28 protein-coding genes and 1 tRNA gene are annotated in these 25,950 nt (G+C 62.9%); 8 read left to right on the forward strand and 21 right to left on the reverse strand.

What is annotated here, in order from left to right:
- Entirely contained in the window at positions 1-747 is a 747-nt protein-coding gene (locus NKH57_RS15540) for an aspartate/glutamate racemase family protein (RefSeq protein ID WP_352945241.1), read from the forward strand.
- A 5-nt stretch (positions 748-752) separates the two neighbouring features.
- On the forward strand, positions 753-1,589 hold the full coding sequence (locus NKH57_RS15545) for a GNAT family N-acetyltransferase (RefSeq protein ID WP_352945243.1): 837 nt from the start codon (positions 753-755) through the stop codon (positions 1,587-1,589).
- Positions 1,590-1,620: 31 nt separating this feature from the next.
- On the opposite strand, the gene NKH57_RS15550 is transcribed toward NKH57_RS15545, so the two are convergent.
- The gene (locus NKH57_RS15550; RefSeq protein ID WP_352945245.1) at positions 1,621-3,876 is read right to left on the reverse strand and encodes a GumC family protein; all 2,256 of its coding nucleotides are present in this window, start codon (positions 3,874-3,876) and stop codon (positions 1,621-1,623) included.
- 258 nt (positions 3,877-4,134) lie between these two features.
- On the opposite strand from NKH57_RS15550, the gene NKH57_RS15555 reads away from it, so the two are divergent.
- The 4 genes from NKH57_RS15555 (at position 4,135) to NKH57_RS15570 (ending at position 8,701) form a co-directional block, all read left to right on the forward strand.
- Positions 4,135-4,698: a polysaccharide biosynthesis/export family protein gene (locus NKH57_RS15555; RefSeq protein ID WP_352945247.1), complete on the forward strand. Its 564-nt coding sequence runs from the start codon at positions 4,135-4,137 to the stop codon at positions 4,696-4,698.
- A gap of 8 nt (positions 4,699-4,706) precedes the next feature.
- Positions 4,707-5,837 (forward strand): glycosyltransferase family 4 protein, encoded by a 1,131-nt coding sequence (locus NKH57_RS15560; protein ID WP_352945249.1) that lies wholly within the window; start codon positions 4,707-4,709, stop codon positions 5,835-5,837.
- A gap of 81 nt (positions 5,838-5,918) precedes the next feature.
- Positions 5,919-7,454, forward strand: coding sequence for an undecaprenyl-phosphate glucose phosphotransferase (locus tag NKH57_RS15565; RefSeq protein WP_352605253.1), 1,536 nt, complete (start codon positions 5,919-5,921; stop codon positions 7,452-7,454).
- The gene (locus NKH57_RS15570; RefSeq protein WP_352945251.1) at positions 7,451-8,701 is read left to right on the forward strand and encodes an O-antigen ligase family protein; all 1,251 of its coding nucleotides are present in this window, start codon (positions 7,451-7,453) and stop codon (positions 8,699-8,701) included. The genes NKH57_RS15565 and NKH57_RS15570 overlap by 4 nt, the downstream gene beginning before the upstream one ends.
- A gap of 70 nt (positions 8,702-8,771) precedes the next feature.
- Here the strand turns inward: NKH57_RS15570 and NKH57_RS15575 are convergent.
- From NKH57_RS15575 to NKH57_RS15585, 3 genes are all read right to left on the reverse strand, one after another.
- Positions 8,772-8,848 (reverse strand) — tRNA-Pro (locus tag NKH57_RS15575).
- A gap of 109 nt (positions 8,849-8,957) precedes the next feature.
- A complete protein-coding gene (locus tag NKH57_RS15580; RefSeq protein WP_352945252.1) occupies positions 8,958-9,419 on the reverse strand; it encodes a YbaK/EbsC family protein in 462 nt (153 codons plus the stop codon).
- Positions 9,420-9,591: 172 nt separating this feature from the next.
- Positions 9,592-9,876, reverse strand: coding sequence for a helix-turn-helix domain-containing protein (locus tag NKH57_RS15585; protein WP_352945254.1), 285 nt, complete (start codon positions 9,874-9,876; stop codon positions 9,592-9,594).
- A gap of 305 nt (positions 9,877-10,181) precedes the next feature.
- Here NKH57_RS15585 and NKH57_RS15590 point away from each other — a divergent pair, with 305 nt between their 5' ends.
- Entirely contained in the window at positions 10,182-10,385 is a 204-nt protein-coding gene (locus NKH57_RS15590; protein ID WP_352945256.1) for a hypothetical protein, read from the forward strand.
- Between the two features lie 143 nt (positions 10,386-10,528).
- On the opposite strand, the gene NKH57_RS15595 is transcribed toward NKH57_RS15590, so the two are convergent.
- The 7 genes from NKH57_RS15595 to NKH57_RS15625 all read right to left on the reverse strand — a co-directional run bounded on the left by NKH57_RS15595 (position 10,529) and on the right by NKH57_RS15625 (position 15,307).
- Positions 10,529-10,831: a hypothetical protein gene (locus NKH57_RS15595; protein ID WP_352945258.1), complete on the reverse strand. Its 303-nt coding sequence runs from the start codon at positions 10,829-10,831 to the stop codon at positions 10,529-10,531.
- Between the two features lie 124 nt (positions 10,832-10,955).
- On the reverse strand, positions 10,956-11,495 hold the full coding sequence (locus NKH57_RS15600) for a MerR family transcriptional regulator (protein WP_023759884.1): 540 nt from the start codon (positions 11,493-11,495) through the stop codon (positions 10,956-10,958).
- A gap of 125 nt (positions 11,496-11,620) precedes the next feature.
- Positions 11,621-11,944, reverse strand: coding sequence for an integration host factor subunit alpha (locus NKH57_RS15605; protein WP_023759885.1), 324 nt, complete (start codon positions 11,942-11,944; stop codon positions 11,621-11,623).
- A 103-nt stretch (positions 11,945-12,047) separates the two neighbouring features.
- Entirely contained in the window at positions 12,048-13,019 is a 972-nt protein-coding gene (locus NKH57_RS15610) for a beta-ketoacyl-ACP synthase III (RefSeq protein WP_023759886.1), read from the reverse strand.
- A gap of 9 nt (positions 13,020-13,028) precedes the next feature.
- The gene (gene plsX, locus NKH57_RS15615) at positions 13,029-14,099 is read right to left on the reverse strand and encodes a phosphate acyltransferase PlsX (protein WP_023759887.1); all 1,071 of its coding nucleotides are present in this window, start codon (positions 14,097-14,099) and stop codon (positions 13,029-13,031) included.
- 113 nt (positions 14,100-14,212) lie between these two features.
- The gene (locus NKH57_RS15620; RefSeq protein ID WP_352945261.1) at positions 14,213-14,761 is read right to left on the reverse strand and encodes a YceD family protein; all 549 of its coding nucleotides are present in this window, start codon (positions 14,759-14,761) and stop codon (positions 14,213-14,215) included.
- Positions 14,762-14,764: 3 nt separating this feature from the next.
- Positions 14,765-15,307: a ubiquinol-cytochrome C chaperone family protein gene (locus NKH57_RS15625; RefSeq protein ID WP_023759889.1), complete on the reverse strand. Its 543-nt coding sequence runs from the start codon at positions 15,305-15,307 to the stop codon at positions 14,765-14,767.
- A 114-nt stretch (positions 15,308-15,421) separates the two neighbouring features.
- Here NKH57_RS15625 and NKH57_RS15630 point away from each other — a divergent pair, with 114 nt between their 5' ends.
- Positions 15,422-15,937, forward strand: a complete 516-nt coding sequence (locus tag NKH57_RS15630) for an outer membrane protein assembly factor BamE (protein WP_352945263.1) — start codon at positions 15,422-15,424, stop codon at positions 15,935-15,937.
- A 289-nt stretch (positions 15,938-16,226) separates the two neighbouring features.
- On the opposite strand, the gene NKH57_RS15635 is transcribed toward NKH57_RS15630, so the two are convergent.
- The 10 genes from NKH57_RS15635 to NKH57_RS15680 form a co-directional block, all read right to left on the reverse strand.
- Positions 16,227-18,368 carry a sodium-translocating pyrophosphatase gene (locus NKH57_RS15635; protein ID WP_352945265.1) on the reverse strand — a complete coding sequence of 714 codons (2,142 nt, stop codon included), beginning with the start codon at positions 18,366-18,368 and terminating at the stop codon, positions 16,227-16,229.
- Between the two features lie 241 nt (positions 18,369-18,609).
- Positions 18,610-19,359 (reverse strand): ABC transporter permease, encoded by a 750-nt coding sequence (locus NKH57_RS15640; RefSeq protein ID WP_352945266.1) that lies wholly within the window; start codon positions 19,357-19,359, stop codon positions 18,610-18,612.
- Positions 19,356-20,294: an ABC transporter ATP-binding protein gene (locus tag NKH57_RS15645; RefSeq protein WP_352945268.1), complete on the reverse strand. Its 939-nt coding sequence runs from the start codon at positions 20,292-20,294 to the stop codon at positions 19,356-19,358. The genes NKH57_RS15640 and NKH57_RS15645 overlap by 4 nt, the downstream gene beginning before the upstream one ends.
- Positions 20,291-21,454 carry an ABC transporter permease gene (locus NKH57_RS15650; RefSeq protein WP_352945270.1) on the reverse strand — a complete coding sequence of 388 codons (1,164 nt, stop codon included), beginning with the start codon at positions 21,452-21,454 and terminating at the stop codon, positions 20,291-20,293. The genes NKH57_RS15645 and NKH57_RS15650 overlap by 4 nt, the downstream gene beginning before the upstream one ends.
- Positions 21,455-21,717: 263 nt before the next feature.
- A complete protein-coding gene (osmF, locus tag NKH57_RS15655) occupies positions 21,718-22,629 on the reverse strand; it encodes a glycine betaine ABC transporter substrate-binding protein OsmF (RefSeq protein WP_352730571.1) in 912 nt (303 codons plus the stop codon).
- Between the two features lie 178 nt (positions 22,630-22,807).
- The gene (locus NKH57_RS15660; protein ID WP_352945272.1) at positions 22,808-24,025 is read right to left on the reverse strand and encodes an MFS transporter; all 1,218 of its coding nucleotides are present in this window, start codon (positions 24,023-24,025) and stop codon (positions 22,808-22,810) included.
- Positions 24,022-24,522, reverse strand: coding sequence for a transcription antitermination factor NusB (nusB, locus tag NKH57_RS15665; protein ID WP_023798402.1), 501 nt, complete (start codon positions 24,520-24,522; stop codon positions 24,022-24,024). Before nusB ends, NKH57_RS15660 begins: the two co-directional genes overlap by 4 nt.
- Positions 24,519-25,013: a 6,7-dimethyl-8-ribityllumazine synthase gene (locus NKH57_RS15670; protein ID WP_023759900.1), complete on the reverse strand. Its 495-nt coding sequence runs from the start codon at positions 25,011-25,013 to the stop codon at positions 24,519-24,521. Before NKH57_RS15670 ends, nusB begins: the two co-directional genes overlap by 4 nt.
- Positions 25,014-25,120: 107 nt before the next feature.
- Positions 25,121-25,324, reverse strand: a complete 204-nt coding sequence (locus NKH57_RS15675) for a type II toxin -antitoxin system TacA 1-like antitoxin (RefSeq protein ID WP_352945275.1) — start codon at positions 25,322-25,324, stop codon at positions 25,121-25,123.
- On the reverse strand, positions 25,324-25,941 hold the full coding sequence (locus tag NKH57_RS15680) for a riboflavin synthase (protein ID WP_352945277.1): 618 nt from the start codon (positions 25,939-25,941) through the stop codon (positions 25,324-25,326). The genes NKH57_RS15675 and NKH57_RS15680 overlap by 1 nt, the downstream gene beginning before the upstream one ends.
- Between the last annotated feature and the right edge of the window lie 9 nt (positions 25,942-25,950).

Below are 25,950 nucleotides of genomic sequence, written 5' to 3' on the forward strand. Positions count from 1 at the left end.
GTGCAGATACTTGTGGTAAACCCAAACACGACCTCGAGCATGACCGAGACGATCGCCACCGCAGCACGCGCGGTCGCCGGTACCTGGACGGAGGTGGTTGCCGTCACTTCGTCCATGGGACCGGTATCGATCGAAGGCTATTATGACGAGGCGCTGGCCGTGCCGGGCCTGCTGATGGAGATCGCTGCCGGCGAGCGTCGCGGCGCGCAGGCGGCCATCATCGCCTGTTTCGACGACACCGGCCTGGATGCGGCACGCGCCATGGCCAGTATCCCTGTCATCGGTATCTGCGAGGCGGCGCTTTCCATCGCTGCTTTCATTGCCCAGCGCTTCACCGTCGTGACAACCACCGAACGCTCGCTTGTACCTGTCGAGGGGCTGGTGCAGCGCTACGGCATGGCGGGCCGCGTCCGCGTGCGCGCTGCGGACATATCCGTGCTTGCGCTGGAGGACCCGGCATCTGGCGCGGTCGGAAAACTACGCGACGAAATCGCCCGAGCCATCGGGGAGGATCGCGCCGAGGCCATCGTGCTCGGCTGCGCCGGTATGGCCGACCTTGCGCACCGGCTACAGGCGGAGTTCCAACTACCGGTGATCGACGGCGTCGGCGCAGCACTCAAGCAGGCCGAGGCGCTGATCTCGCTCGGCCTGTCGACATCGAAGCGCGGCGCCTATGCAAGCCCGCTGGCCAAGCCCTATCGTGGTGTGCTGAAATCCTTCTCACCCGGAATAGCCGCTGCGGAGTGAGCGCCATGAAGCCGACCATCCGGACGCTGTCGCTGCAAGAGCTGGCTGTTCTCGTCGACTGGGCGGCCGCGGAAGGCTGGAACCCAGGCCTTGAAGACGCGGCGATGTTCCAGGCCGCGGATCCCGAAGGCTTCATCGGCGCCTTTGTCGGCAACGAAATGGTCGCGGCAATCTCGGCGGTGGCCTATGGAATCGAGTTCGGCTTCATTGGCCTCTACATCTGCCGGCCGGACATGCGCGGCAAAGGCTACGGCAAGGCGGTGTGGAACGCCGGCATGAAAAGGCTTGCCGGCCGCACCATCGGCCTCGACGGCGTCGCAGAGCAGCAGGCGAATTACCGGGCCATGGGCTTCAGCCCGGCCTACGAGACCACTCGCTACAGCGGGCGCAAGGTGGGCCCATCGGGCAGAGCCGACGGACTGCGGTTGTTGACGACAGAGCTCGTGCCCGACATCATCGCCTATGACGCACATTGCTTTCCCGCGCCCCGGCGTGCCTTCCTGCAGCGATGGCTGCAGGCGCCGCATCACGGGCTGGCGGCGATCAATTCGCGTGGTACCAGCGGCTATGGCGTAGCGCGGCGGTGTCGGTCCGGCTTCAAGATCTGTCCGTTGTTTGCCGACGATATGAAAATCGCCCTGCAATTGCTGGAACGACTGGCTGGTGCCTGCGAGGGCGGCGATCTGAGCATCGACGTTCCAGCCACCAAACTGGACTTTATCGCAGCGCTCAATGCGGCCGGTTTTGTGCCGACCTTCACCACCACCCGCATGTACAAGGGCCCGCCCCCGAAACTCGGCCTGCAACGATTGTTCGGCGTGACGACGCTGGAACTGGGATAGCGACCGGACCGGCCTTTGCCAAGGAACTCCTTCAGGCGGCAGTGCGCCGTCCCGGCACCGGATTGCCGGGCGGCTCGTGGCCGAGCGGCGTCACCAGCGTCAGGTCGGGATAGCCGCTTTCGATCAGCTTGACCGCGGCCTGTGTTACGTCGTCGTCCGACTCCAGCATGGAGAGAAAGACCTCGGTGGCATCGCCGGTCAGACGGCTGATGCCTTGCGCGTCGGCTGGTCCGCATTCGACCACGACCAGATCATAGGCCGTTGTCAGCGACTGCATGATGATCGGCAGCCGGTCGGCGGCGCGCATGGCGCGGACCGGATCGGCGGTGCCGACGGGAATGACGTGACAGTCCGAGTAGAGATCGGCGTGGATGACGTCGCTGAACTGCGCCTCCGAAGCGAGCAGGTTCGTGATGCCGGGGAAAAGTCCACTGTCCAGCATCGGCCGTGAGGCCGCTCCCGACGCGGTGAGATCCAGCAACAGGACGCGCAGGCCGGCGTCGGCGACCTCGCGTGCCACCAGGACCGCGGACGCGGCGGCCTCGTCGCCCTCCGGCGAGACGAAGATGGCGCGCGCGGCACCGCTGGAGATCAGCTTTTCGGCAGCCTTCTCAACGTCGATCTCACCCAGCGTCGAACGCACCGGTTCGGGCTCGACAGCCGTCTGCTTGGCTGCCGCTGCCTCGGCCATTGCGACCATATCAGGCGCTTCGGCCATGGCGGGCATCGTGGCGTAGGGCTTGGCCTCCGCCGCAGCCGGGCGGTTCCCCATCTCCGGGCGAAGGACGGCGGGTTCCTGGCGGACAACCGGCATTGCGACCATGTCAGACGCCTGCGCCACATGGGGCATCGCGACCTCATCGATCCGTTCGAAGCGGGAACCGGTCGCCGGACGCATCGCACGCCCGGAAAACAGCTCCCGCAGAAGCGTCACGATGGCCATGATCAGCAGCGATGCGGCGAAAGCGGCGCCAACGATAGGTCCGACCTTCGGGAAATAGGCCTCGGAGGGAACCGAAGCCTTCGAGGCGATCCGGGCGTCAACCGGCAGATAGTTGCGGTCTTGGCGCGAAGCCGCTTCGCGATAGTTGGCCAGATACAGCTCGAGCTGCTGCCGTTTGGCGGTAGCGTCGCGCTGCAGCGCGTCGAGATCGACCTGCTGTTCGCCGGCTTGCGCCGAAGCCGCCTTCAACGTGTTGACGTCGGCGACAAGCTGGTTCTCGCGGGCCTTGGCCGTCTCGGCCTGCATCAACAGGCCTTTCATGATCTTTTGGGCCTCGCTGCGGATCTGCGCGTCGAGGTCGGCCAGTTGCGATTTCAGCGCGCGAATACGTGGATGATTGCCAAGCAACGTGGTCGACAGATCGGCGATGTTGGAGCGCAATTCGACCTGTCGCTCGCGCAAGCGCTGGATCAGGTCCGACGACAAAACCTCCGGCACGGCATCCAACGAACCGCCAGTCTGCAGCGCCCTGCGCACACCGTCAGCGGTCGCTTCGGCAGCGGCGCGGTTGGCGCGCACTTTCGACAGTTCGCTCGACAGTTCCGAAAGCTGCTGGGTGGCCAGCACCGAATTGTTGCCACCCATCAGAAGATCGGACTGTGAGCGATAGGCGGCGACCTTGGCCTCGGCATCCTTGACCTGCTTCGACAGGTCGGCGATCTCCGGTGCCAGAAAGTCAGCAGCGGCGTTGTTGGATTCGAGCTTTGCCGCCCCTTGCCCCGCTATATAGGCGGCAGCAATGGCGTCCGGTATGGCGGCCGCGAGCTTGGGATCTTCCGACGAGAACTCAATGGCAATGATGCGGGTCTTCTCGACACCATAGACGTTGAGCTTCTCGTGCATTTTCTTAAGGACGCGTTCTTCCGTCGGAATCTCCATCGGATCGCTTTTCAAGCCGACGAGGACCAGAGCGCGGCTCAACGGCGACATGTCGAGCGCGTCGTCGAACTCGGGCAATTTTTCCAGACCAAGCTTTTGTGCGACCTGCTTGAGGATTTCGTTGGAGGAAATTATCTGGACCTGGGTGGCGACGCCCTGTTCGTCGAGAATTGGCTTGTCGGTGTCATTGTTGTTGCTGGCCGGCCGCGTGTAGACAGATTCGCGTGGAGCGATCTCCACCTGCGTCTCGGCCTTGTAGTGGCGGGTTGCCAACGAAGCGAAAGCGAATGCCAGCCCTGTCACCGACAGCACGACGACGACTATGCGCAACCAGTTCCTCCCCAGGCTGGCGAAGAGCTGCCTGAGATCGACGTCGACATCTGCGGCCGCGGACTGAACGGACATGCATCCCTACTCCGATACTGGGTCAGGATGCACCGTAAACAACTATGGTAACTCAGCCGTTAAGAACACGGTAAGTTTCCGTTAGGGTTTACTGGCGAGTGAAAAACAAACCTGCAAAAAAACGTAAAAACTCTTGCCGATGCGCCATGCGTCAGCCCCTCCCTTTACCGGTCATTAACCCTAACAGGATGATAACGAACCCGATCCCTGATGTTTGCTGCGACGCCGCAGCGGCAAGTCGAAGGTACCTGTCCGGTCATGAAAAGCACTGCTCCCCTGTTTCGCGCTCTGCTTGCCGTGTCGATGCTTGCTGGCTGTTCCAGCTATCGGCCGACGCCGGCAGCCTTCCACGAGGTGCTTGATCAGCCCTATCGTCTTGGCGCTGGCGACCGCGTCCGCGTCACAGTGTTCGAGCAGGACGGGTTGACCAACACCTACAGCGTCGACCAATCCGGGTACCTCTCCTTCCCGCTTGTCGGCGCCATAGCGGCGCGTGGCCACACCGCGCAGCAGTTGGAAAAGCAAATCGCCGACAAATTGCGGCAAGGCTATCTGCGCGATCCCGACGTATCGGTCGAGATCGATCGCTACCGGCCGATCTTCGTCATGGGCGAAGTGGGTGCCGGCGGCCAATATTCCTATGTCCCCGGCCTAACTGTGCAGAAGGCAATCGCCATTGCCGGCGGCTTCACGCCGCGCGCCAACCAGGAAAGCGTCGACATCACCCGCGACATCAACGGCAAGGTGATGACCGGCCGCGTGGTCACCTCCGACCCGCTGCTGCCCGGCGATACCGTCTACGTCCGCGAACGCCTGTTCTGACGAACCACGTGGCGGACACCCTCAGGATCGTCCATTGCTTTCGCTCACCCGTCGGGGGAATTTTCCGCCATGTGCGCGACCTGACCGAGGCGCAGGTCGCCGCCGGGCATTCCGTCGGCATCGTTTGCGATTCGACGACGGGCGGCGAGTTCGAGGAACATCTGTTCGAGCAGATGAAGGACATGCTGGCGCTCGGCATCCATCGCACGCCGATGCAGCGCCATGTCGGCCCGGGCGACCTTGCCTCGGCCTGGCGCACTTACAGGATCATCAAGGAATTGCGGCCGGACGTTTTGCACGGGCACGGCGCCAAGGGTGGCGCTTATGCCCGTCTGTTCGGCTCATTGTTGCGGGTATCAAGGTCTCGCGTAGCCCGCCTCTATTCGCCGCATGGCGGCTCTCTCCACTATGACGAGAACACGACCACCGGAAAGCTGTTCTTCGCGCTCGAGCGCTTCATGGCCCGCTTCACCGACTGCCTGCTGTTTGTCTCCGACTATGAGAGGCGAACGTATCGCCATAAGGTCGGCGAACCGCCCATTCCCAACACCCTTGTCTATAACGGTCTGCGCGCCACCGAATTCGAGCCGGCGATCACCGAGCCCGACGCAGCCGATCTTCTCTATATCGGCATGATGCGCGACCTGAAGGGGCCGGATATCTTTATCGATGCTTTGGCGCTGGCCGGCCCCCAGTTCGGCCGCGCGCTGACCGCGGTCATGGTTGGACACGGCGATGACCTGCCGCGCTACCACGTGCAAGTAAAACGCCTGGGGCTTGAGCGTCATGTCCGTTTCCTGCCGCCAATGCCGGCCAGGGATGCCTTTGCGCTGGCGGCGCTCGTCATCGTTCCCTCACGCGCCGAAGCCATGCCCTATATCGTCCTGGAAACGCTTGCCGCGGGAAAGCCGATGGTCGCCACCGCAGTCGGCGGCATTCCGGAGATATTCGGCACCGGTTCCCCTGCGCTGATCCGGCCCGACCCGGTCGAGCTTGCCGACAAGATAGGCCAAGCGCTGGCCGACCCTGCTGCCTATATCAACCTGATGCCCGATGGCGCGAACCTCAAGGCGCGGTTCGGCGCCGATGTGATGGCCGCCGACATCGAAAAGGCCTACTTCGCCGCGCTCGACAGATAGCCGTTTCAAAACCACAGGTTGTTTCAAGGGTTTCTTAGCTCTCTTTTGCTATTCACCGTCGGGAAGCTTGCGGAAAGCCCCATGAACGAGATCGACCCCGCGCGCCGCTTTTCAGCAGAGGCGGTGCGTAAATTCGACGGCCCGGCCGATGGCGATACTCCCATCGGCATGAACGATGTCGCCCGCCAGGTCGCTACGCAGTACAGGCGCGATACGATGTCGCCGATCATGGTCAGCGGTGTGCTGCGTATGGTCGAATTCGGCTTGCTGCTGCTGTCTGGGCTCGCCGTCTATTTCCATTTTGTCGGGTTCTTCAACTATCTCGCCTGGCAGTATCCGCTGACGATCGCCGCCGCGTCTTTCCTGGCCGTGGTTCTGCTCGACGTTACCGACTGCTACCAGGTTGTTTCGCTGATGCGGCCGATCGCTAATTTCAGCCGCATCCTGCTGGCCTGGGCTGGTGCCTTCGCCCTGATGGCGTTGACCGCGTTCGCCATGAAGATGGCGCAAGACTATTCGCGCCTTTTGTTCGGCAGCTGGTTCGTCATCGGTTTCGTCCTCATCTTCGGCCTCAGGCTGGTGATGTCGAAGTTGATCCGGCGCTGGGCGCGCGATGGCCGCATGGAACGGCGCGCCGTCATCGTCGGCGGCGGCAAGGCGGCGGAAATCCTGATCCGTTCGGTCGAAAAGCAGCCTTACAACGACATCCGCATCTGCGGCATCTTCGACGATCGCGGGGACAAGCGCTCGCCGCCCATCGTCGCCGGCTATCCGAAGCTCGGCACCATCTCGGAACTGATCGAATTCGCTCGCATCGCCCGCATCGACATGCTGATCGTGTCGCTGCCGCTGACTGCGGAATCGCGCGTGTTGCAGCTGCTGAAGAAACTATGGGTGCTGCCGGTCGACATCCGGCTGTCGGCGCATTCCAACGCACTGCAATTTCGCCCGCGCGCCTATTCCTACATCGGCTCGGTGCCGATGCTCGATATCTTCGACAAGCCTATCAACGACTGGGATTCGGTCGCCAAGCGCGCCTTCGATATCGTCTTCAGTCTCATCGGCATCGTCGTGTTCTCGCCGGTGATGCTGGCGACCGCCATCGCCATCAAGCTGGACAGCAAGGGGCCGGTGCTGTTCCACCAGAAGCGGCATGGCTTCAACAACGAGATCATCGAGGTCTACAAGTTCCGTTCCATGTATACGGACAAGGCCGACCCGACCGCCAAGCAGACGGTGACCAAGAACGACCCGCGCGTCACCCGCGTCGGCCGCTTCATCCGCAAGACCTCGATCGACGAGTTGCCGCAGTTCTTCAACTCGCTCTTGGGTTCGCTGTCGCTTGTCGGTCCGCGCCCGCATGCCATCGCGGCGCAGTCGCACAACCTGCTCTACAACGAAGTGGTCGACGGCTATTTCGCGCGCCACAAGGTCAAGCCCGGCGTCACCGGCTGGGCGCAGATCAATGGCTGGCGCGGCGAGATGGACACCAACGAGAAGATCCGCATGCGGACGGAGTACGACCTCTATTACATCGAGAACTGGTCGCTGCTGTTCGACTTGCGCATCCTGTTCCTGACGCCGGTGCGGCTGCTCAACACGGAAAACGCCTATTGAGCGCGATCAGCCATGATTTGCCGCGCGCGGCGGTCAACGCCAAGCTGATCGCACTGATCTCCTCATGCGCGGTCTTCCTCGGCATATTCCTGTCCGGCTTCGTCATCAGCGAACCGGCGCCTTACGAACTTTACATGGCGGGGCTGATCGCCATCTGGGCCCTGTTCGGCCTCAGGGTGTCGCGTGCGGCAATGCCGCTCCTGATGCTGCTGGTGACGATGAACATCGGCGGCATGATGTCGATGACGCAGATGTCGGATCTCGCCAATACGCCGCTCTATCTCGCCGTCTCGCTGTTTCTTGCCTTCACCGCCGTGTTTTTCGCCTCGGTGACCGCGGTGCAACCCAGCCTCTACCGGCTGATCTTCGTCGCCTATGTCGTGTCGGCGGTGATAACCTCGCTGCTTGGCATTGCCGGCTATTTCCACGCCTTTCCGGGCGCGGAGATGTTCACCAAATACGACCGCGCCGCCGGCGCTTTCCAGGATCCAAACGTGTTCGGACCATTCCTGGTGCTGCCCGGCATCTATCTGCTCTATCTGCTGTTGACCGGACCGGTCACACGTATGCCGCTGTTGGCAGTGCCGCTGCTGATCATCACGGCGGGCATCTTCTTTTCCTTCTCGCGCGGCGCCTGGGGCATGTTCGCCGTCTCGGCTGTCCTGCTCACCGGCTGCCTGTTCCTGCAGAGCGCCAGCGGCATATTCCGGCTGCGCGTGGTGGTGATGACGATCGCCGCGCTGGCACTGCTGGTCGTCGCCATGATCGTCATCCTGCAACTGCCCGGCGTGTCGGAAATGTTCTCCAACCGCGCCCATCTCGAGCAGAGCTACGACACTGCCCGCCTCGGCCGTTTCGCCCGCTACGGGATCGGCTTCCAGATGGCGATGGAGCATCCGTTCGGCATCGGCCCGCTGGTCTTCGGCAAGATTTTTGGCGAGGACACCCACGACATCTGGCTGAAGATGCTGATGGACTATGGCTGGCTCGGCTTCGTGTCGTTCCTTGCGCTCGTCTTATGGACGATATCAGCTGGCTTCCGCATCCTGCTGCGCGACCGGCCGTGGCAGCCCTATCTCCTGTGCGCCTATGTCGCCTTCATCGGCAACATCGGGCTCGGCACCTTCATCGACATCGACCACTGGCGCCACGTCTACCTGCTGCTCGGCCTGATATGGGGCGCGATTGCACTGGAGTATCGCCACCAGCGGCTGTCGCGGCCTGCGTCGGTTCAAGCAAGAAGTTAAAGATTGGAAACTTAGCTGATCTGGCCGGATTTCCAGCCAATGCGGACTCGGGGGAAGTCCTGCTTCAAAATGGTCGGAGTGGCCGGATTCGAACCGACGACCCCTTGACCCCCAGTCAAGTGCGCTACCGGGCTGCGCTACACTCCGGACCGGTCGCGATGTATCGTGATAACCCCGGTCGGGTCAACCGAAATTCGGCGCCTATCATGCCGGTACGATCGCGGGTGGTGGCGAACCCTGAAATGCCGGCGCTGACCTACCCCTGACACACATCGACCCATTCGGCACCAACAAGGTCAATCATCCGCTGTGGCGCTATCCGCACCGCGGCATTGGTGGCGCCTGCGGCCGGCACGACCTCGTCGAATTCGCGCAGCGATACATCACAGAATGTCGGCAGTGGCGCCGGCAGGCCGAACGGACAGACACCGCCGACCGGATGGCTCGTCGCTTCGACAACCTCGGCGGCGTCGAGCATGCGCGGCTTGCCGCCGAACTGGTCCTTGAACTTGCGGTTGTCCAGCCTGGCGATACCGCTGGTCACCACCAGCATGGTGCGATCACCGACGCGCAGGCAGATCGTCTTGGCGATCTGTGCCGACAGCACGCCATGCGCCTCCGCCGCCAAGGTCACCGTCGCCGAACTCGCTTCCGTGACGATGACATCGATGTCGGGTGCGTGGGTGGCGAAGAAGGCACGAACGGATTCCAGGCTCATCGTCAAATCCATGATTCAAAACTGATGGACGGTAGAGTGACTTCCAGCGGATTTTGGCCGCCGCGCGTATGAACACGCGCGACACACAAATCGGCAAGAAGCGAACGCGGCGGCAGGTACAAAGAACCCGCCAAGGGGGCCTTGGCGGGTTCTTTGGAATACCTGGTGCAGATTATGACAGGGATCGACCTTGCGCGGCCGGCGTCGGCGCGGCCGGGGTGATCAAGGCCTCCTGGGGAAGTCGAAGCGCGGACACAATACGACGCAGCTTCAACGGATCGGTCACCTTGCCGCTCTCGATATCCTCAATCTCGTCGACCGCCAGACCGCACGTCAGGGAAAGCTTTTCCACGCTGTAGCCGCGGGCCTCCCGCATCGCTCTGAGGGTGCTGTAATCAGGCCCGCTCCCGTTGATTGCCGATTCGGGGCGGGCTTCGCTTTTTGCATTATGGGGCATTGGCAACTCCATGACTGAAAGGTTTGATCAAATGAGGAGTGTTGCCTGAGACGACCGGGAAGATGCCCGCTCGCCAGCGATTTGCCAAGAGCCAAACGGACCGTCACGGGATCGTGAACCAGCCGCCTGCGAGGCGCGGCGTTTCGGCCCTGGCGATTATGACGCCGGCGGCCCTGGATTGCGTAGAAACAGTCCGGAAACAAGATTCTACAATCGGGAGATACTGACGAAAAAATTCAGGAGCGTAATCCCATTCGCGGCGATCGGATGACCGAGCCGATGACCTGCTAAGAAGGAAACGATCCATGAAGAAGTCCCTCCTCTCGGCCCTCGGGCTTGCAGTTGCACTTGCTTTCACGGTGCCGGTGATCGGCGCAACGAGCGCGGATGCGGCCCCGATGGCAAGACATCATCGTCATCACCACCACGCTGTTTGCCACTATGGGATGCATCGCCGCCATCACGTTCATCACCACCACATGAAGAACATGATGAGGAAGGCCTACTAACATGCCAACCAGAAGACCGGCCTTGGCTACTTGTTCAAGGCTGGTCTCCTCTTGGCACTGCGGCGCGACACGATGCGGGCGCGTCGATTTCGTCGAACGACAGCGTCGGGGATCTTCAGCATCCGAATGACCGGGCCTACTCCTCAGCGCCGGCTGAACAGCAGGCTGGCGACGAGGCCAACCACCACAAGGCCGACCGCAGCGGCTACCGCCGGATGATCGCGGGCCGACTTCTCGATCACCCTGCCCCGTTTGCGGATTGCCGGCATGGCATCGCGCAGACGTTCGGCAAGGTCGGAATAGGTGTCGAGCGCGGCATCGCGACCGTCCTCGTAGTAGGCAGCGCCTCGCTTGGCCACGGCCTTTCTCAGGCTGGCCAATTCCTTGGTCAGAGCCGCGACCTGTCTGTCGAGATCGACATCCGAGAGGGTCGAAGATGATGCCATGATGTGTTTCCTTCACGTTTAGAAGGAAGCGTAACGCCTCATCGGTAGACGGGTTCCGGTTTTCGAAATATCGACATCACATCGGGCAGCTCTAAAACCGTTTCAAAGCTTTCCTGGAATTGCTTTAGCGCACCTGGTCAAGCAGGCGCTTGCATTCCAGAAGGTCGAACAGCGCTTCCTGCAGCAGCGCGCGATTGTCGCGCGAGAGTTTTGACGCGTCCGGCTGCACCGGACCGTCCTCGTCGCTCTTGCCCAGGCCGAAAAAGCGGCGGCTGGGTTTGACGCGCGGCTGGCCAACCAGTTCGTCGTCCATGCCGCGCGGCTGGGCCGCGGGAGTCAACGGCACTTGATCGGCCTGCTTTCGCTGCGAGATCGCCTCAACGGCCGCCATGTCGCCACTGCCGATGGCGACCAGGAAATGATTGCCGTTCTCGCGCAACAGCTTCTGCACGCCCTTGATGGTGTAGCCCTGGTCGTAGAGCATGTGGCGGATGCCCTTGATCAGTTCGACATCCTGCGGCCGATAGTAACGACGGCCGCCCCCGCGCTTCATCGGCTTGATCTGGGTGAAACGCGTTTCCCAGAAGCGCAGCACATGCTGCGGCAAATCGAGATCCTCAGCGACCTCGCTGATGGTACGAAAGGCGTCGGGGCTCTTGTCCATGGGCGAATCCTCACGCTGGACGATGATCCGGCTTGTCCTGCCGAATCGGGTCTCATTTCAGCGGTTTATGAAGCAATATTCAAGCCCGGCGTCATGGCGGCGGCGGTTTTCAACCGCGCGATGGTCTACTTGCCGCTTTTGGCCTTGCCGCTTTGATGGGAGCGCAAGATACGGTTCTTCAGCACGTTCGACGACTTGAAGGTCATCACCCGGCGCGGCAGGATCGGCACTTCTTCGCCGGTCTTGGGATTGCGGCCGATGCGCTCGTTCTTGGAGCGAACGTGGAACGTCGCGAAGGACGACAGCTTCACCGTCTCGCCACGGACGATCGCTTCGCAGATTTCGTCCAGCACCGCTTCGACGAGTTCGGCCGATTCAGTGCGCGACAGGCCGACCTTCCGGTAAACCGCCTCGGCAAGGTCGGCGCGCGTAAGTGTCTTTCCCCCCATCCGACCGTCCCATCAGCTCAAAACATAAAATTCGGCACAACAACGATAGAGCCTAAGTAATTGATCCGGCAAGGTCAAGGACCGAAACCGGACCGTTTGGCACTTACCAGCGAACCAGGACCGCACCCCAGGTGAAGCCGCCACCCATGGCCTCCAGAAGCACCAGATCGCCCTTCTTGATGCGGCCGTCCGCGACGGCCACCGAAAGCGCCAGGGGCACGGAAGCAGCCGAGGTGTTACCGTGCAAATCGACCGTGACCACCACCTTTTGCTCGGCTATCCCGAGCTTCTTGGCGGAAGCGTCAATAATTCGTTTATTGGCCTGGTGCGGCACGAACCAATCGAGGTCATCGGCGGTGATGCCGGCTTGCGCGAACGTCGCTTCGATGACGTCGGTAATCATGCCCACCGCATGCTTGAAGACTTCGCGGCCCTCCATTCGGAGGTGGCCGACGGTGCCCGTGGTCGACGGCCCGCCGTCGACGAAAAGCTTGTCCTTGTGAGTACCGTCCGAGCGCAGGCTGGCCGCCAGCACGCCACGGTCGGCGATTGCGCCAGTCCCCTCGCCGGCTTCCACGACCACGGCACCGGCGCCGTCGCCGAACAGCACACAGGTCGAGCGGTCGCTCCAGTCGAGGATGCGCGAGAACGTCTCCGAGCCGATGACCAGGACGCGCTTGGCGAGACCGCCGCGGATGTAGAGATCGGCGGTGGCCACGGCATAGACAAAGCCCGAGCAGACCGCCTGCAGATCGAAGGCAAAGCCGTGATGCATGCCGAGCCGGTTCTGGATATCGACGGCGGTGGCCGGGAAGGTGTTGTTGGGCGTCGAGGTCGCCAGCACGACCAGATCGATGTCGGCGGGCGTGAGACCAGCATTGGCAAGCGCTGCGCGCGCCGCCGCCTCACCGAGCGAAGCCGTGGTCTCGTCATCCCCAGCGATATGGCGCTGGCGAATGCCGGTGCGCTGCGCGATCCACTCGTCGGATGTTTCGACCATGCCTTCGAAATCGGCATTCTTCATGATTCTGCGGGGCAGGGCGGCGCCCGTGCCGCGCACGACTGATCTGATCAAAGTTCTTTCCTATTCCTTTGCGTCGGTTACGACGTCGGATTTCCTGTTTGCCTGGGCATGCGGGTTGCGCGCATGGAACAGGTGGAGGTCGGCCTCGATGCGGTCGAGCAGATTGTTGCGCACCATATCATAGCCAAGCTCGATCGCCGCAGCGAAGCCGTCCGAATCGGCACCGCCGTGGCTTTTCACCACGATGCCGTTCAGTCCAAGGAAGACGCCGCCGTTGGAGCGGCCGACATCCATCTTTTCGCGCAGGCGATCGAAAGCGCCCTTGGCGAAAATGTAGCCGATCCTGGCCATCAGCGTCCGGCTCATCGCCGCGCGCAGATAACCACTGATCTGGCGCACCGTGCCTTCCGCCGTTTTCAGCGCGATGTTGCCGGCAAAGCCTTCGGTGACGACAACGTCGACCACGCCCTTGCCGATGTCGTCGCCCTCGACGAAACCATGATAGTTCATCGAGGCCATGTTGGCTTCGCGCAGCATGCGCCCGGCCTCCTTGACCTCTTCCTGGCCCTTGATCTCCTCAACCCCGACATTGAGCAGGCCAACGGTCGGCCTGGCGACGCCGAAGACCGAGCGCGCCATGCCGGTGCCCAGAATGGCAAAGTCGATCAGCTGGTGCGCATCGGCGCCGATGGTGGCGCCAACGTCCAGCACCACGCTTTCGCCCCGCAATGTCGGCCACAGGGCCGCGATCGCCGGGCGATCGATGGTGGCCATGGTGCGCAGGCAGAATTTCGACATCGCCATCAGCGCGCCGGTATTGCCGGCGGAAATGCAGGCGTCCGCCGTGCCGGCCTTGACCGCTTCCACCGCCTTCCACATCGACGACTTCCAGCGGCCCTGGCGCAGCGCCTGGCTCGGCTTGTCGTCCATTCTGACCGCCACCTCGCAATGGAAGAACTCGGTGACCGCGGCGAGCTTCGGAAATTTGGCGAGTTCCGGGCGCACGACCTCCTCACGCCCGAAGATGACGAAGCGGATGTCGGGACGGCGGGTCGCGACGGTCATGAGCGCCGGAATGACCACGGCTGGTCCGTGATCGCCGCCCATGGCATCGATGGAAATCCTGATCACGCGGTATTTATCTCACGGTTAGGCGGCAGGTCGCTTCAGCGACCCCGAAGGTTCGGCGAAAATAACGGTTTTGGGCTGCCGCACAACCGGCTTTTCCGTCACGGGCGAGGTTTTCAGGATTTTCCCAGCAAGGATCGCAGTTTTTGCTGAAATTCATTCTCCGCCGGTTCGGTCTCGCTGCCGGCCGCCAGCGAGGCACCCTGCTTGCGCGGATAAGGGTCGATGGCCAGTCCGAAGTACTGTTCGGCAAGTGCTCCGACATCGATCGTGTCACCGGAAAATGTTTCGGGACTGTCAGGGCCTTCGGCGTCGAGCAGGATCTCGCCGCCACCCTCGAAACCCTGCCGTCCAAGCTTGGAGTCCTCAGGCAGCAACAGCGCTTCGACCGGTTCGTCGATATGCGCCTCGACAGGCTCGAGCGTGACGATACAGGCCTGGGTGATGTCGGCTTCGACGCGACCGCTGACCTTCACGCCATTGCGCTTCCATGACGCCACCAGAAGCTCGGCGCGATAGGATTCGACCGAAATCAGCCCGTGCTCCTCGGCCAGCGCCGCACGCTGTGCGGCATCGGCCTCGATAACCATCGGCAGACCCTTCTGCGGCAGGCGAGTGACGTTTGCGCGGAAGGATACCGGGCTTTGCAGGTCAACGTGCTTCATTGTTCAATCTCCCTTGGCGACGGGAAACGCCAGCGTGCCGGCGACAATCGATTCGGATGACTGCGCGGCCAGTTGATCGCGAGCATCGGTGACGTAGTTGGCAAGGAGCGATGCTTCTGGCCAGGCGCCGGAGTCGGGCCGGACATTGCGGGCAAGGGCTGCGGTGAGCCCGTTGCGGTCATTTCTTTCCAGCGCATCGTCATATGCGGCGGTTCGGCCATAAAACATCCTTGCCAACTTTTTCATGCGCTTGGGTACACCGACATCGCCAACGCCCAATTCCCGCAGCGAATGATCCACGTCGAGGAAGAACTCGTCGATCAGCACCTGGGCAACCTCTTGCGCCACGCCACCCTCGCCGCGCAACCGGTGCTGGAACAGGAACATGTGCAGCGACAGCATCTCGAAACGGCCAAGCGGCGTGTCCGGCACATTCCAATGGGAATAAAACACGGTCTGCCGCGCGGCCGCCACGATTTGTGCGTAAAGCGCCTCGGTGATAGCGCGGTTGGCGTGGCGTTCGCGGCCAAAAAGGCGCTGGAACATTGGGGATGGTCTCCTGGGGACCGTTTGTTGAAGTGGCCTTGTTGCATCGGCAAGCAAGCTGGTTTACCGGTTTCGCGGCCCAGCGCAAGTTGCGGCCAGCTAATGGAGTTGTTGTTGCGCGCGCTGAATTTCAAGTCGACCTTCTCATCCAGGCCCGCCGGCGCAATCTCGCTGCTGGTTATCGTTTCGGCGCTATCCGCCTGCCATACCTCCAAGATGGTCGGTGACCTCAGCCCAAGCGAAACGCTGACGCAGGGGTACGTCATCGACCAGCAGGCAATCGATTCGGTGCCCGTCGGTTCCAGCCGCGAGCAGGTGCTGCTGGCGCTCGGCACGCCGTCGACGACGGCGACCTTCGACAATGAGGCGTTTTACTACATTTCGCAAACGCGCAAGCGCTACGTCGCCTTCGACAAGCCGAGGCTCATCGACCAGAAGGTGCTGGCGGTCTATTTCGGCGCCGACGGCCGCGTCACCCAGATCGCCAAATATGGCTTGAAGGACGGCAAGATTTTCGACTTCATCTCGCGCACCACACCGACCGGCGGCAAGGACCAGAACTTCCTCAGCCAGATCATCAACGGCGCCAGCAAGCTGGCCCCCGGCGTTCCCGGCGGCGGCACTCCCTGATCTCAGACCGCCCGGAGAGGGCAGCACCATCTCAGGCGACCAAAAACCCGTGGGAGCGATCCTGCGGGTTTTTGTTATGGCCACGGTCAAGGCGAGGCGGCGGAATGCTCGCCAAACAGAATTAGAGTGGCCGACAGTCGAGACGCGGGCCAGGCCTGGGCGCTTGCGTTATCGCGAACGCCGCGAAGGCTGGGCCGAAGAGAAGCACTGAGGGATCGACGTCGTGTCGTTCAATAGCAAAACCAGCGGGATCGCTCCCGCGGGTTTTGTTTCGACCAATGCTCTTCGATCAGCCGTGCGCGAGCACGGCCAGCAGCAGGAGAGCCACGATGTTGGTGATCTTGATCGCCGGGTTGACGGCCGGGCCGGCGGTGTCCTTGTAGGGATCGCCGACCGTGTCGCCGGTCACCGAAGCCTTGTGCGCCTCGGAACCTTTGCGGTGCTTGACGCCGTCCTTGTCGACGAAGCCGTCTTCGAAGGACTTCTTGGCGTTGTCCCAGGCGCCGCCACCCGAGGTCATCGAGATGGCGACGAACAGGCCGTTGACGATGACGCCGAGCAGCGAGGCTCCCAGCGCTGCAAAGGCGGACGCCTTCGAGCCCGAGATCAGCAGCACGCCGAAATAGACGACGAGCGGTGCCAGCACCGGCAGCAGAGACGGGATGATCATTTCCCGGATCGCCGCCTTGGTCAGCAGATCGACCGCGCGGGCGTAGTTCGGCTTGGAGGTGCCCGCCATGATGCCCGGGTCCTCGCGGAACTGCTTGCGCACCTCCTCGACGATGGCGCCGGCCGCACGGCCGACAGCCGTCATGGCGATGCCGCCGAACAGATACGGGATCAGGCCGCCGAAGATCAGACCGGCGACGACGTAAGGGTTGGAGAGATCGAAGGAGATCTCGCCCATGCCCTTGAAGTAGGGATATTTGTCGCCATTGGCGGCAAAAAACTTCAGGTCGTTCGAATAAGCGGCGAACAGCACCAGCGCGCCGAGGCCGGCCGAACCGATGGCGTAGCCCTTGGTCACCGCCTTGGTGGTGTTGCCGACCGCGTCGAGCGCGTCGGTGGAGTGGCGCACTTCCTTGGGCAGGCCGGCCATTTCAGCAATGCCGCCAGCATTGTCGGTGACCGGGCCGAAGGCGTCGAGCGCAACGATCATGCCGGCAAGGCCGAGCATCGTCGTGACCGCGATCGCCGTGCCATAGAGCCCGGCGAGCTGATAGGTCGAGATGATGCCGCCGACGATGACGATCGCCGGCAGTGCCGTCGATTCCAGCGAAACCGCAAGGCCCTGGATGACGTTGGTGCCGTGACCGGTCACCGACGCCTGGGCGATGGAGTTGACCGGGCGCTTGTTGGTGCCGGTGTAGTATTCGGTGATCACGACGATGAGACCGGTCACCGCGAGGCCGATTAGGCCGCAGATGAACAGGTTCTTGCCAGTGATGACCATGCCGGCGACAGTGCCGATCTCGCCCCAGCCAAGGCATACGGAGGTTGCGACGCCGAGACCGACGACGGACAACAGGCCGGTGACGATCAGGCCCTTGTAGAGGGCGCCCATGATCGAGCCGTTGGAGCCGAGCTTGACGAAGAAAGTGCCGACGATCGAGGTCAGGATGCAGGCGCCGCAAATGGCGAGCGGATAGAGCATCGCAGCACCCAGAACGGCGGTGCCGCCAAAGAAGATGGAGCCGAGAACCATGGTGGCGACAACGGTCACCGCATAGGTTTCGAACAGGTCGGCGGCCATGCCGGCGCAGTCGCCGACATTGTCGCCGACATTGTCGGCGATGGTGGCCGGGTTGCGCGGATCATCCTCGGGAATACCGGCTTCGACCTTGCCGACGAGATCGCCGCCGACATCGGCACCCTTGGTGAAGATGCCGCCGCCGAGACGGGCGAAGATCGAGATCAGCGACGCGCCGAAGCCGAGCGAGACCAGCGAGTCGATGACGATGCGGTCATCGGGCTGAAGGCCCAAGAAGTGGGTCAGGACAAGGTAGTAGATCGACACGCCAAGCAAGGCCAGGCCAGCAACGAGCATGCCGGTGATGGCGCCCGACTTGAACGCGATGTCGAGGCCGGCAGCGAGGCTGTTTGATGCGGCCTGAGCCGTCCGAACGTTGGCGCGAACGGAGACATGCATGCCGATGAAGCCGGCGGAGCCCGAAAGCACTGCACCGATCAGGAAGCCGACCGCGGCGGTAATGGACAGCAACCACCAGGCGAGCACGAGGACGACGACGCCAACGATGGCGATGGTGGTGTACTGACGCGCCAGATAGGCTTGTGCGCCCTCGCGGATGGCCGCGGAGATTTCCTGCATGCGTGCATTGCCCTGATCGGCCGCAAGGACCGAACGTGTCGCCCAGATGGCGTAAAGGATTGAAAGCAGGCCGCAGGCGATGACGGCGGAGATAATTGTCATTGCCGGATTTTCCTCGATTGATGGCCCAAAAGAACCCCTCCCTGGGCCGTTGAGACAAAGATCGGATTCCGCGCACGGAATCCGCCTCTTCGCAGCGGTGTATGCGAAACAGGGCTGCGAACGTCAAGATATTGTTCGGTTTTTGCCCGGCTTTCGCCCAAATGGTTTGGACCAAGCGATGACCTGCCGTCAGTACCCTCCTATTAGATCGATTGAAATTGGCCCCTGACGCAGCACGAGGCTACTCTGCCTCCCGGCCCATGCGGCGCGCCGTGTAGCGCTCGATCGCCGACAGGCCGTCATAGATCAGGACGGCCAGGGCTGCCACGATCAGGCCGCCCTGCAGGACGAAGGCGAGGTTGTTCGACAACAGCCCGGCGATGATCACTTCGCCGAGGGTCCTGGCGGCCACCGTCGAGCCGATGGTGGCGGTGGCAAGGCTGATCACCACCGACAGTCTGATGCCGCCGAGGATGATAGGGGCGCTGAGCGGCAGTTCGACCTTGGTGAGCCTTTGCCAGCCGGTCATGCCGGCACCGCGCGCCGCCTCGACGACATTGGCCGGCAGCGTCGTCAGGCCGGTCAGCGCATTTTCGAAGATCGGCAGCAGGCCGTAGAGAAACAGCGCGATCAGCGTCGGCCTCTCGCCGAATCCGACGGCCGGCACCGCAAGCGCCAGCACCGCCACCGGCGGAAAGGTCTGGCCGATGTTGACCAGGCTGCGCGACAGCGGCAGGAATTCGGCGCCGGCCGGCCTTGTGACCAGGATGGCAAGCGCTACAGCGACAATGGTCGCGGCCACGGTGGCGATCAGGACGGTGCGCAAATGCAGCAATGTCAGCGTCAGCAGGCTGCCCTGGTTGTAGATTACCGGCGCGTTGTTCTCTGTCAGCGGCTTCAGCAACGGCTCGAACCAGCCGGGATTGGTGACGAAAGCAACGAGCAGCACCACCAGGGCTAGCCTGAGCAGCGATGGAAGCCAGGCCTTCATGCCGGCCTCGCCGCGCGTTTGACCAGACCGTCGACCGTGACGCGGCCAAGCGGCTTGCCGTCGGCGCCTTTGACGGGCAGCGCCGGCCTGCCTGACCACAGCAATTCAGCCAGTGCATCGCGCTGGCTGGCGTCGCCAGGGATCGCTTCGCCTTCGGCGGCGCCTTTCTCCATGGCGTCGCGTACGCGGCCGAGAGACAGCAACCGGAACGGCCGCTCGCTGGCGCCGACCAGGGTTTCGACGAAGGCGCTTGCCGGCTTCGCCAGGATTTCGGCGGGCTTGGCGTATTGCACAAGCTTGCCGGCGTCCATCACCGCGATCTTGTCACCCATATGCACGGCCTCTTCCATATCGTGCGTGACGAGGATGATGGTGGTGCCGAAGCGCTTCTGGATCGCCAGCAGATCCTCCTGCGCCTTGGTGCGGATGATCGGGTCCAGCGCGCCGAACGGTTCGTCCATCAACAGCACGTTGGGCTCGGCGGCGAGCGCGCGGGCAACGCCGACGCGCTGCTGCTGGCCGCCGGACAGTTCGTGCGGATAGCGCGGCCCGAAGGCTTCGGGATCGAGCTGGTAAAGCGTCATCAGTTCGTCGACGCGGGCCTTGATGCGGTCTTTGTCCCAGCCGAGCAGCACCGGCACGGTGGCAATGTTCTGCGCCACCGTACGATGCGGAAACAGGCCGTGGCCCTGGATCGCGTAGCCGATGCTGCGGCGCAGTTCGTAACCGGGCAGCGAGCGATTGTCGGCGCCGTCGAGCTTGATGATGCCCGAGGTCGGTTCGACCAGCCGGTTGATCATGCGCAGGAGCGTCGTCTTGCCCGATCCGGACGTGCCGACGATAACGGCGATGGTGCGCGGCTCGATGACCATCGAGACATCATCGACCACCGTCGTTGCGTCGTAGCGCTTGGTAATGCCTTCGATCTCGATCATGCCGTTTCAACCCTGCGCTTGGTGGCGGTCATTTCGATCACCGCGTCGAGGACGATGGCGGCGGCGAAGGCGAGTGCCACCGTCGGCACCGCGCCGAGCAGCACAAGGTCCATCGCCGTCTGGCCGACACCCTGAAAGACGAACACGCCATAACCGCCGCCACCGATCAGAGCGGCAATGGTGGCAAGGCCGATGTTCTGCACCAAGACGATGCGGATGCCGGTGAGGATGACAGGAAAAGCCAGCGGAAACTCGACGCCGAACAGGCGCTGCCTCTCGGTCATGCCCATGCCGCGCGCGGCGTCGTTGGCGGCCCGCGGCACACCGGCGAGACCGACCACGGTGTTGGCCACAACCGGCAGCAGCGAATAAAGGAAAAGCGCGACGAAGGCGGGCGCGGTGCCGATGCCGCGAATGCCGAGGGCAGCAGCCCCCGGCACATGCGTGGCAACCCAGCCGAGCGGCGCGATCAGCAGGCCGAACAGCGCGATCGAGGGAATGGTCTGGATGATGTTGAGTACGTTGAGCACGCCGGCGCGCAGCCCTTCGACGCGATGGCAGAGGATGCCGAGCGGCAGGCCGACAACCACCGCGGCAAGCAGCGAACCAAGCGCCAGCGTCACGTGCTTGGAACCTTCGATCCAGAAACTGTCGGCGCGGTTGAAATATTCCTTCAGGATCGACAGATTGTCCCAGCTTCCCGAAATCAACAACAGACCGATCGCCAAAGCCGCGACCACGAGCGCGCCAACCCTCGCCCAGGGCGACAGATTCAGCCGTGTCAGCACGTCGGCGAGCAAGAGCGTGAAGGCAAAGATGAGACTCCAGAAACCGGAGGCCGGCGAAATTCTCGCAAAGGTGTTGCCCGCCGGCGTGAGAAATGTGCCGGCGACGCCGATCAGCAGCGCGAGTGCGGCAAGCGCCACCGCGCTGGCTGCCAGGCGCAGCGCGAGCGGTGTCCTGAACAGCGCGACAAGTGCCGCGGCGACTATGATGGCGAGCAGCATCGGCCCGGTCGCTGCCGGCAATGCCTCGATAATCAAGCGCGCCTGACCGGGGACGATGCGGTTGGCACGGAACGTGGCAAAGGGCGCCGCAAAAGCCGCGTAGGCTGATATCGCGGCGATCACCACGCCGAGCTTGTCGAAGCGGAGGGTCATGGCTCGCGCCCGTGCAGAGCGGCGCGCCCTGAGCAGGATCGCGTTGCAGGACGCGGAGGTCCGCGCGAGGCGCCCCCCTCTGGCCTGCCGGCCATCTCCCCCTCAAGGAGGGAGATCGGATGTCCCGACGGCTTTCGCCAACTTTCAGAGGTGCAAGCTGAGTTCCGGCGCTGAAGCTGCCAATCTCCCCCCTTGAGGGGGAGATGTCCGGCAGGACAGAGGAGGGTGCTTCGCACCAACGTCACTTTGTTGAAACGCGCAGACTATTTCAAAAACCCGTTCTTCTTCAGGAAGTCTTCGGCGACGCCCTTGACCGGCTCGCCGCCGACCTGCACGCGCCCGTTCAGTTCCTGCAGCGTGACGAGGTCGAGCTTGGCGAAGACCGGCTTCAGCAGCGTCTCGATCTCGGGGTGTTGTTTCAGCACCGCTTCGCGGATGATCGGCGCCGGCTGGTAGACCGGCTGGACGCCCTTGTCATCATCGAGCACGACGAGGCCAGACGGCGCGATGCCGCCATCGGTGCCGTAGACCATGGCCGCGTTGGCGCCATTGGTCTGGTTGGCTGCCGCGGCGATGGTCGCCGCCGTGTCGCCGCCGGAGAGCGTGATCAACTGGTCCGGCTTCAGTGTGAAGCCATATGTGGTCTGGAACGCCGGGAGTGCTGCCGCCGAATTGACGAACTCGGCGGAAGCCGCAAGCACTACCTGACCGCCGCCCGCGACGTACTTGCCGAAGTCTGACAGTGTGGCGAGCTTGTTAGTCTCGGCAACCTCCTTGCGCAGCGCAATCGCCCAGGTGTTGTTGGCCGGAGACGGCGACAGCCAGACGATCTTGTTGGCGTCGTAGTCGAGCTTCTTGGCAGTCTCATAGGCCTTGGCGGCATCCTTCCACACAGGATCGTCGGCCTTCTCGAAGAAAAAGGCGGCGTTGCCGGTGTATTCGGGATAGATGTCGATCTCGCCGGCGGTGATCGCCTTGCGCACCACCGGCGTGCCGCCGAGTTGGATGCGATCTGATGTCTTGATGTTGTTGGCGTTGAGCACCAGCTGGATGATGTTGCCGAGCACGCCGCCCTCGGTGTCGATCTTCGAGGAGACAACCACCTGAGCACTGGCGGAAGCCGCCGTGATGCCGAGCGCCAATGCCGCGCCGGCCAGAACCTTGACTGAAAGCATTGTGAAGACCCCTTGCTATGAACCGAAATGCGGTGGCCGCATATGAGCATGGCTCAAACGCTTCGTCGGGGCATACGGTTTCATAACAATAGGCACCGACGCAATATTTTTGTTGCGGTGCGGCAGATGCGGCCGGCCTTATGCTGACAGCCCTGTGTCAGGTGAAGCGACGGAGCGATCAGACTTCGGCTTTGCGCAAGCCGGTCAGCTTGAGTGCGCCTAGCGCCACGAAACACAGAACGGTGACCGGGAATATCATCCAGTTCAGCATCTCCCAGCCCCAGGCGTTATAGACCATGCCCGACATCAGCGAAGCGCAGGCGACGGAGCCGAACAGGACAAAGTCGTGGAAGCCTTGCACCTTGCCCTTTTCGGACGGCCGGTAGCTTGCCGACACCATCGCCGTGGCGCCGATGAAGCCAAAATTCCAGCCAAGGCCGAGCAGGATCAGCGACGTCCAGAATTGCCACAACGCCAAGCCCGACAGGGCGACAATGGCGCAGCCAATGAGCAGGATCAGGCCAGTCGCCACAATGCGTTCGGGGCCGAAGCGATGAATCAGCGAACCGGTGAAGAAACTCGGCGCGAACATCGCCATGACATGCCAGGAGATGCCTAGCGTCGCATCGGTCTCCGACAGGCCGCAACCGACCATGGCCAGCGGGGCGCCGGTCATGACTAAGCTCATCAGCGCATAGCTGCCGACCGCGCAGAACAATGCCGCTACGAAACGCGGCTGCGTCACGATTTCGGCCAATGGCCTGGCGTCGCTGTCGGTGATCTCTACCCTGCTGGATGCCTTTGCCGGTAGCCGCAGGAACGACAGGATGATGGCGCCGACCGCGGCCAGCGGCAGGATGGAGACGAACGAACCGGCAAACATCACCGGCGCCAACAATTCGCGGGTGAAGATGACGATCTGCGGCCCGAGGATGGCGGTGACGATGCCGCCGGCCAGCACGAAGGAGATGGCGCGCGCCTTGAATTCCGGCGGCGCATTGTCGGCGGCGGCGAAGCGGAACTGCTGGACGAAGGCGCCTCCGACACCGATCGTGAGCAAGCCAAAGGCAAACAGCCAGAAGCTGCCCTGGTAAAGCGCAAGCGTGGCGACGAGGCCGCCCAGCGCCGTGACGATCGTGCCGGTCATGAAGCCGCCGCGCTGGCCAATGCCGCGGATAATGGCCGCTGCTGGCAGCGCGCCGAGCGCCACGCCGATGTTGAAGCCGGTGATCGGCGCCGTCGCCAATGATTTGTCGGGGCCAAGTAGATATTGCCCGGCCAGCGCCCCCATGGAGATGGCGATGGGGGCCGCCGAGCCGATGATCGCCTGCGAAGCGGCGAGGATCAGCGCGGTGCGACGCGCTTCCTTGCCTGCCTCAACGGCAATTGCCGTCATGATGCGTCCTTGCCGCGCCCCTCGCCTCGCACCCGGCGCGACACGCGGTCGAGCACGGCATTGACCAGCTTCGGCTCGTCTTCCTCGTAAAAAGCCTTTGCGATGTCGACATATTCGGAGACGATGACGGCGACAGGAACATCCTCGCGCTTCATCAGTTCATAGACGCCGGCGCGAAGAATGGCGCGCAGCGTCGAATCGAGCCGAGACAGCGGCCAGTCCTCTGTCAACGCCTGGCGGATGATGGGATCGATGGTCTTCTGGTTCTCGACGACACCCGCCAGGATGGCGCGAAACCATTGCGCATCGGCCTCGCGGTAGAGCGCACCGTCGACTTCCTTGCCGAGGCGAAAAGCCTCATATTCGGCCGTGATCTCGAAGACGCCGCTGCCCGCCACATCCATCTGATAGAGCGCCTGCACGGCGGCCAGACGGGCAGCACCGCGCTTGTTGGCGTGGCGCACCGCGGGCTGGCCGGGCGAAGCGGGTTCGCTCACGATAGCGCTCCCAATTGTTCTTTGAGGGCGATCATGGTCAGCGCCGCACGCGCGGCAAAGCCGCCCTTGTCGCCTTCCGAGCGCTTTGCACGCGTCCAGGCCTGGGCGTCGTTCTCGGTGGTCAGGATGCCGTTGCCGATGCAGACGGAGTCCTGCACGGAGATATCCATAAGAGCACGGCTGGATTCATTGGCGACGATGTCGAAATGATACGTGTCGCCGCGGATGACGGTGCCAAGCGCAACAAAACCGTCGTAGTTTGTGCCGCCTTCGGCCATGCCGTCGAGCGCGAAGGAAATCACCGCGGGGATTTCGAGCGAACCGGGGACGGTGACAACGTCATAGGTCGCTCCAGCTTCATCGAGCGCGCTTGTCGCGCCATCGAGCAGCGCGTCGGCAAGGTCGTCGTGGAAGCGCGCCTCGATGATCAGAACGCGTGCCTTCTTCTTCGGACGGATAAACGCTTTGCCGTGTTGGGATGTGCCAGCCATAAAAGTCTCCGGGGATCGCCGGTGACTTAGGCCGAAGCCGGATTGATCGCAAGCAGAAGATTGCCCGCGACGCCGAAGGTCCGCAGAACCTATCGGGTTTCCAGTGCTCAGACGCCTGTAGGCTCACGGTAGCGACGCACCGTATCGCGCAGTCGATCGTTCGCCGATCGCGGATTGATCAAGGCCTCAATGAAGAATCTGCTGTCGTTGGGAGACAGATCGAGCCGCTCGTGCTCCTCGGCGTTCATGTCGGCCTGCGCCTCACGCATCAGCTTTTCGTCCTGCGGGGAATTCACTCTGTCCTTAGTCATCAAAGCCCCTCTTTCGCCGCCTCCGCCAGCCGCGCCGCGTAGCGGGCCATGGTGTCGATCTCGAGATTGACGCGGTCGCCGACCTTGCGCTCGCCCCAGGTGGTCACGGTCAGCGAATGGTGGATCAAAAGCACGTCGAAGCGCGTGCCTTCCACCTTGTTGACGGTGAGCGAGGTGCCGTCGAGCGCCACCGAGCCTTTTGGCGCGATGAATTTCGCCAAGTCGCGCGGCGCCTCCAGCGTGAAGCGCACCGCATCGCCCTCATCCTTGCGCTCGACGATCTCGGCCATGCCGTCGACATGGCCCGAAACGATGTGGCCGCCGAGTTCGTCGCCGATCTTCAGCGCCCGCTCCAGATTGATCCGCGTCCCCGATTTCCAGCCTATGGCCGTCGTCAGCCTGAGGGCCTCCTCCCAGGCCTCGACCTCGAACCAGCGCGCGTTCGAGCCGCTGTCGGGCAAGCCCGTGACCGTCAGGCAGACGCCGCCGCAGGAGATCGAGGCGCCGATGGCGATGGTCTCGGGGTCATAGGTGGTGTCGATGCGCAACCCCACCCCTTCCCTGAGCGGCTCGACGGAAGCGACAGTGCCGACATCGGTGACAATTCCGGTAAACATCGATGTTGA

Origin of the sequence: Mesorhizobium sp. M1050, assembly GCF_040318715.1 — a bacterium.
Classification (GTDB): Bacteria; Pseudomonadota; Alphaproteobacteria; order Rhizobiales; family Rhizobiaceae; genus Mesorhizobium.

Excerpts from the sequence above, each read along its gene's own strand:
- NKH57_RS15545 (WP_352945243.1), top strand. The coding sequence starts at position 753 with ATGAAGCCGACCATCCGGACGCTGTCGCTGCAAGAGCTGGCTGTTCTC.
- NKH57_RS15550 (WP_352945245.1), bottom strand. The coding sequence starts at position 3,876 with ATGTCCGTTCAGTCCGCGGCCGCAGATGTCGACGTCGATCTCAGGCAG.
- NKH57_RS15555 (WP_352945247.1), top strand. The coding sequence starts at position 4,135 with ATGAAAAGCACTGCTCCCCTGTTTCGCGCTCTGCTTGCCGTGTCGATG.
- NKH57_RS15565 (WP_352605253.1), top strand. The coding sequence starts at position 5,919 with ATGAACGAGATCGACCCCGCGCGCCGCTTTTCAGCAGAGGCGGTGCGT.
- NKH57_RS15580 (WP_352945252.1), bottom strand. The coding sequence starts at position 9,419 with ATGAGCCTGGAATCCGTTCGTGCCTTCTTCGCCACCCACGCACCCGAC.
- NKH57_RS15585 (WP_352945254.1), bottom strand. The coding sequence starts at position 9,876 with ATGCCCCATAATGCAAAAAGCGAAGCCCGCCCCGAATCGGCAATCAAC.
- NKH57_RS15590 (WP_352945256.1), top strand. The coding sequence starts at position 10,182 with ATGAAGAAGTCCCTCCTCTCGGCCCTCGGGCTTGCAGTTGCACTTGCT.
- NKH57_RS15595 (WP_352945258.1), bottom strand. The coding sequence starts at position 10,831 with ATGGCATCATCTTCGACCCTCTCGGATGTCGATCTCGACAGACAGGTC.
- NKH57_RS15600 (WP_023759884.1), bottom strand. The coding sequence starts at position 11,495 with ATGGACAAGAGCCCCGACGCCTTTCGTACCATCAGCGAGGTCGCTGAG.
- NKH57_RS15605 (WP_023759885.1), bottom strand. The coding sequence starts at position 11,944 with ATGGGGGGAAAGACACTTACGCGCGCCGACCTTGCCGAGGCGGTTTAC.
- NKH57_RS15620 (WP_352945261.1), bottom strand. The coding sequence starts at position 14,761 with ATGAAGCACGTTGACCTGCAAAGCCCGGTATCCTTCCGCGCAAACGTC.
- NKH57_RS15625 (WP_023759889.1), bottom strand. The coding sequence starts at position 15,307 with ATGTTCCAGCGCCTTTTTGGCCGCGAACGCCACGCCAACCGCGCTATC.
- NKH57_RS15635 (WP_352945265.1), bottom strand. The coding sequence starts at position 18,368 with ATGACAATTATCTCCGCCGTCATCGCCTGCGGCCTGCTTTCAATCCTT.
- NKH57_RS15640 (WP_352945266.1), bottom strand. The coding sequence starts at position 19,359 with ATGAAGGCCTGGCTTCCATCGCTGCTCAGGCTAGCCCTGGTGGTGCTG.
- NKH57_RS15645 (WP_352945268.1), bottom strand. The coding sequence starts at position 20,294 with ATGATCGAGATCGAAGGCATTACCAAGCGCTACGACGCAACGACGGTG.
- NKH57_RS15650 (WP_352945270.1), bottom strand. The coding sequence starts at position 21,454 with ATGACCCTCCGCTTCGACAAGCTCGGCGTGGTGATCGCCGCGATATCA.
- osmF (WP_352730571.1), bottom strand. The coding sequence starts at position 22,629 with ATGCTTTCAGTCAAGGTTCTGGCCGGCGCGGCATTGGCGCTCGGCATC.
- NKH57_RS15660 (WP_352945272.1), bottom strand. The coding sequence starts at position 24,025 with ATGACGGCAATTGCCGTTGAGGCAGGCAAGGAAGCGCGTCGCACCGCG.
- NKH57_RS15670 (WP_023759900.1), bottom strand. The coding sequence starts at position 25,013 with ATGGCTGGCACATCCCAACACGGCAAAGCGTTTATCCGTCCGAAGAAG.
- NKH57_RS15675 (WP_352945275.1), bottom strand. The coding sequence starts at position 25,324 with ATGACTAAGGACAGAGTGAATTCCCCGCAGGACGAAAAGCTGATGCGT.
- NKH57_RS15680 (WP_352945277.1), bottom strand. The coding sequence starts at position 25,941 with ATGTTTACCGGAATTGTCACCGATGTCGGCACTGTCGCTTCCGTCGAG.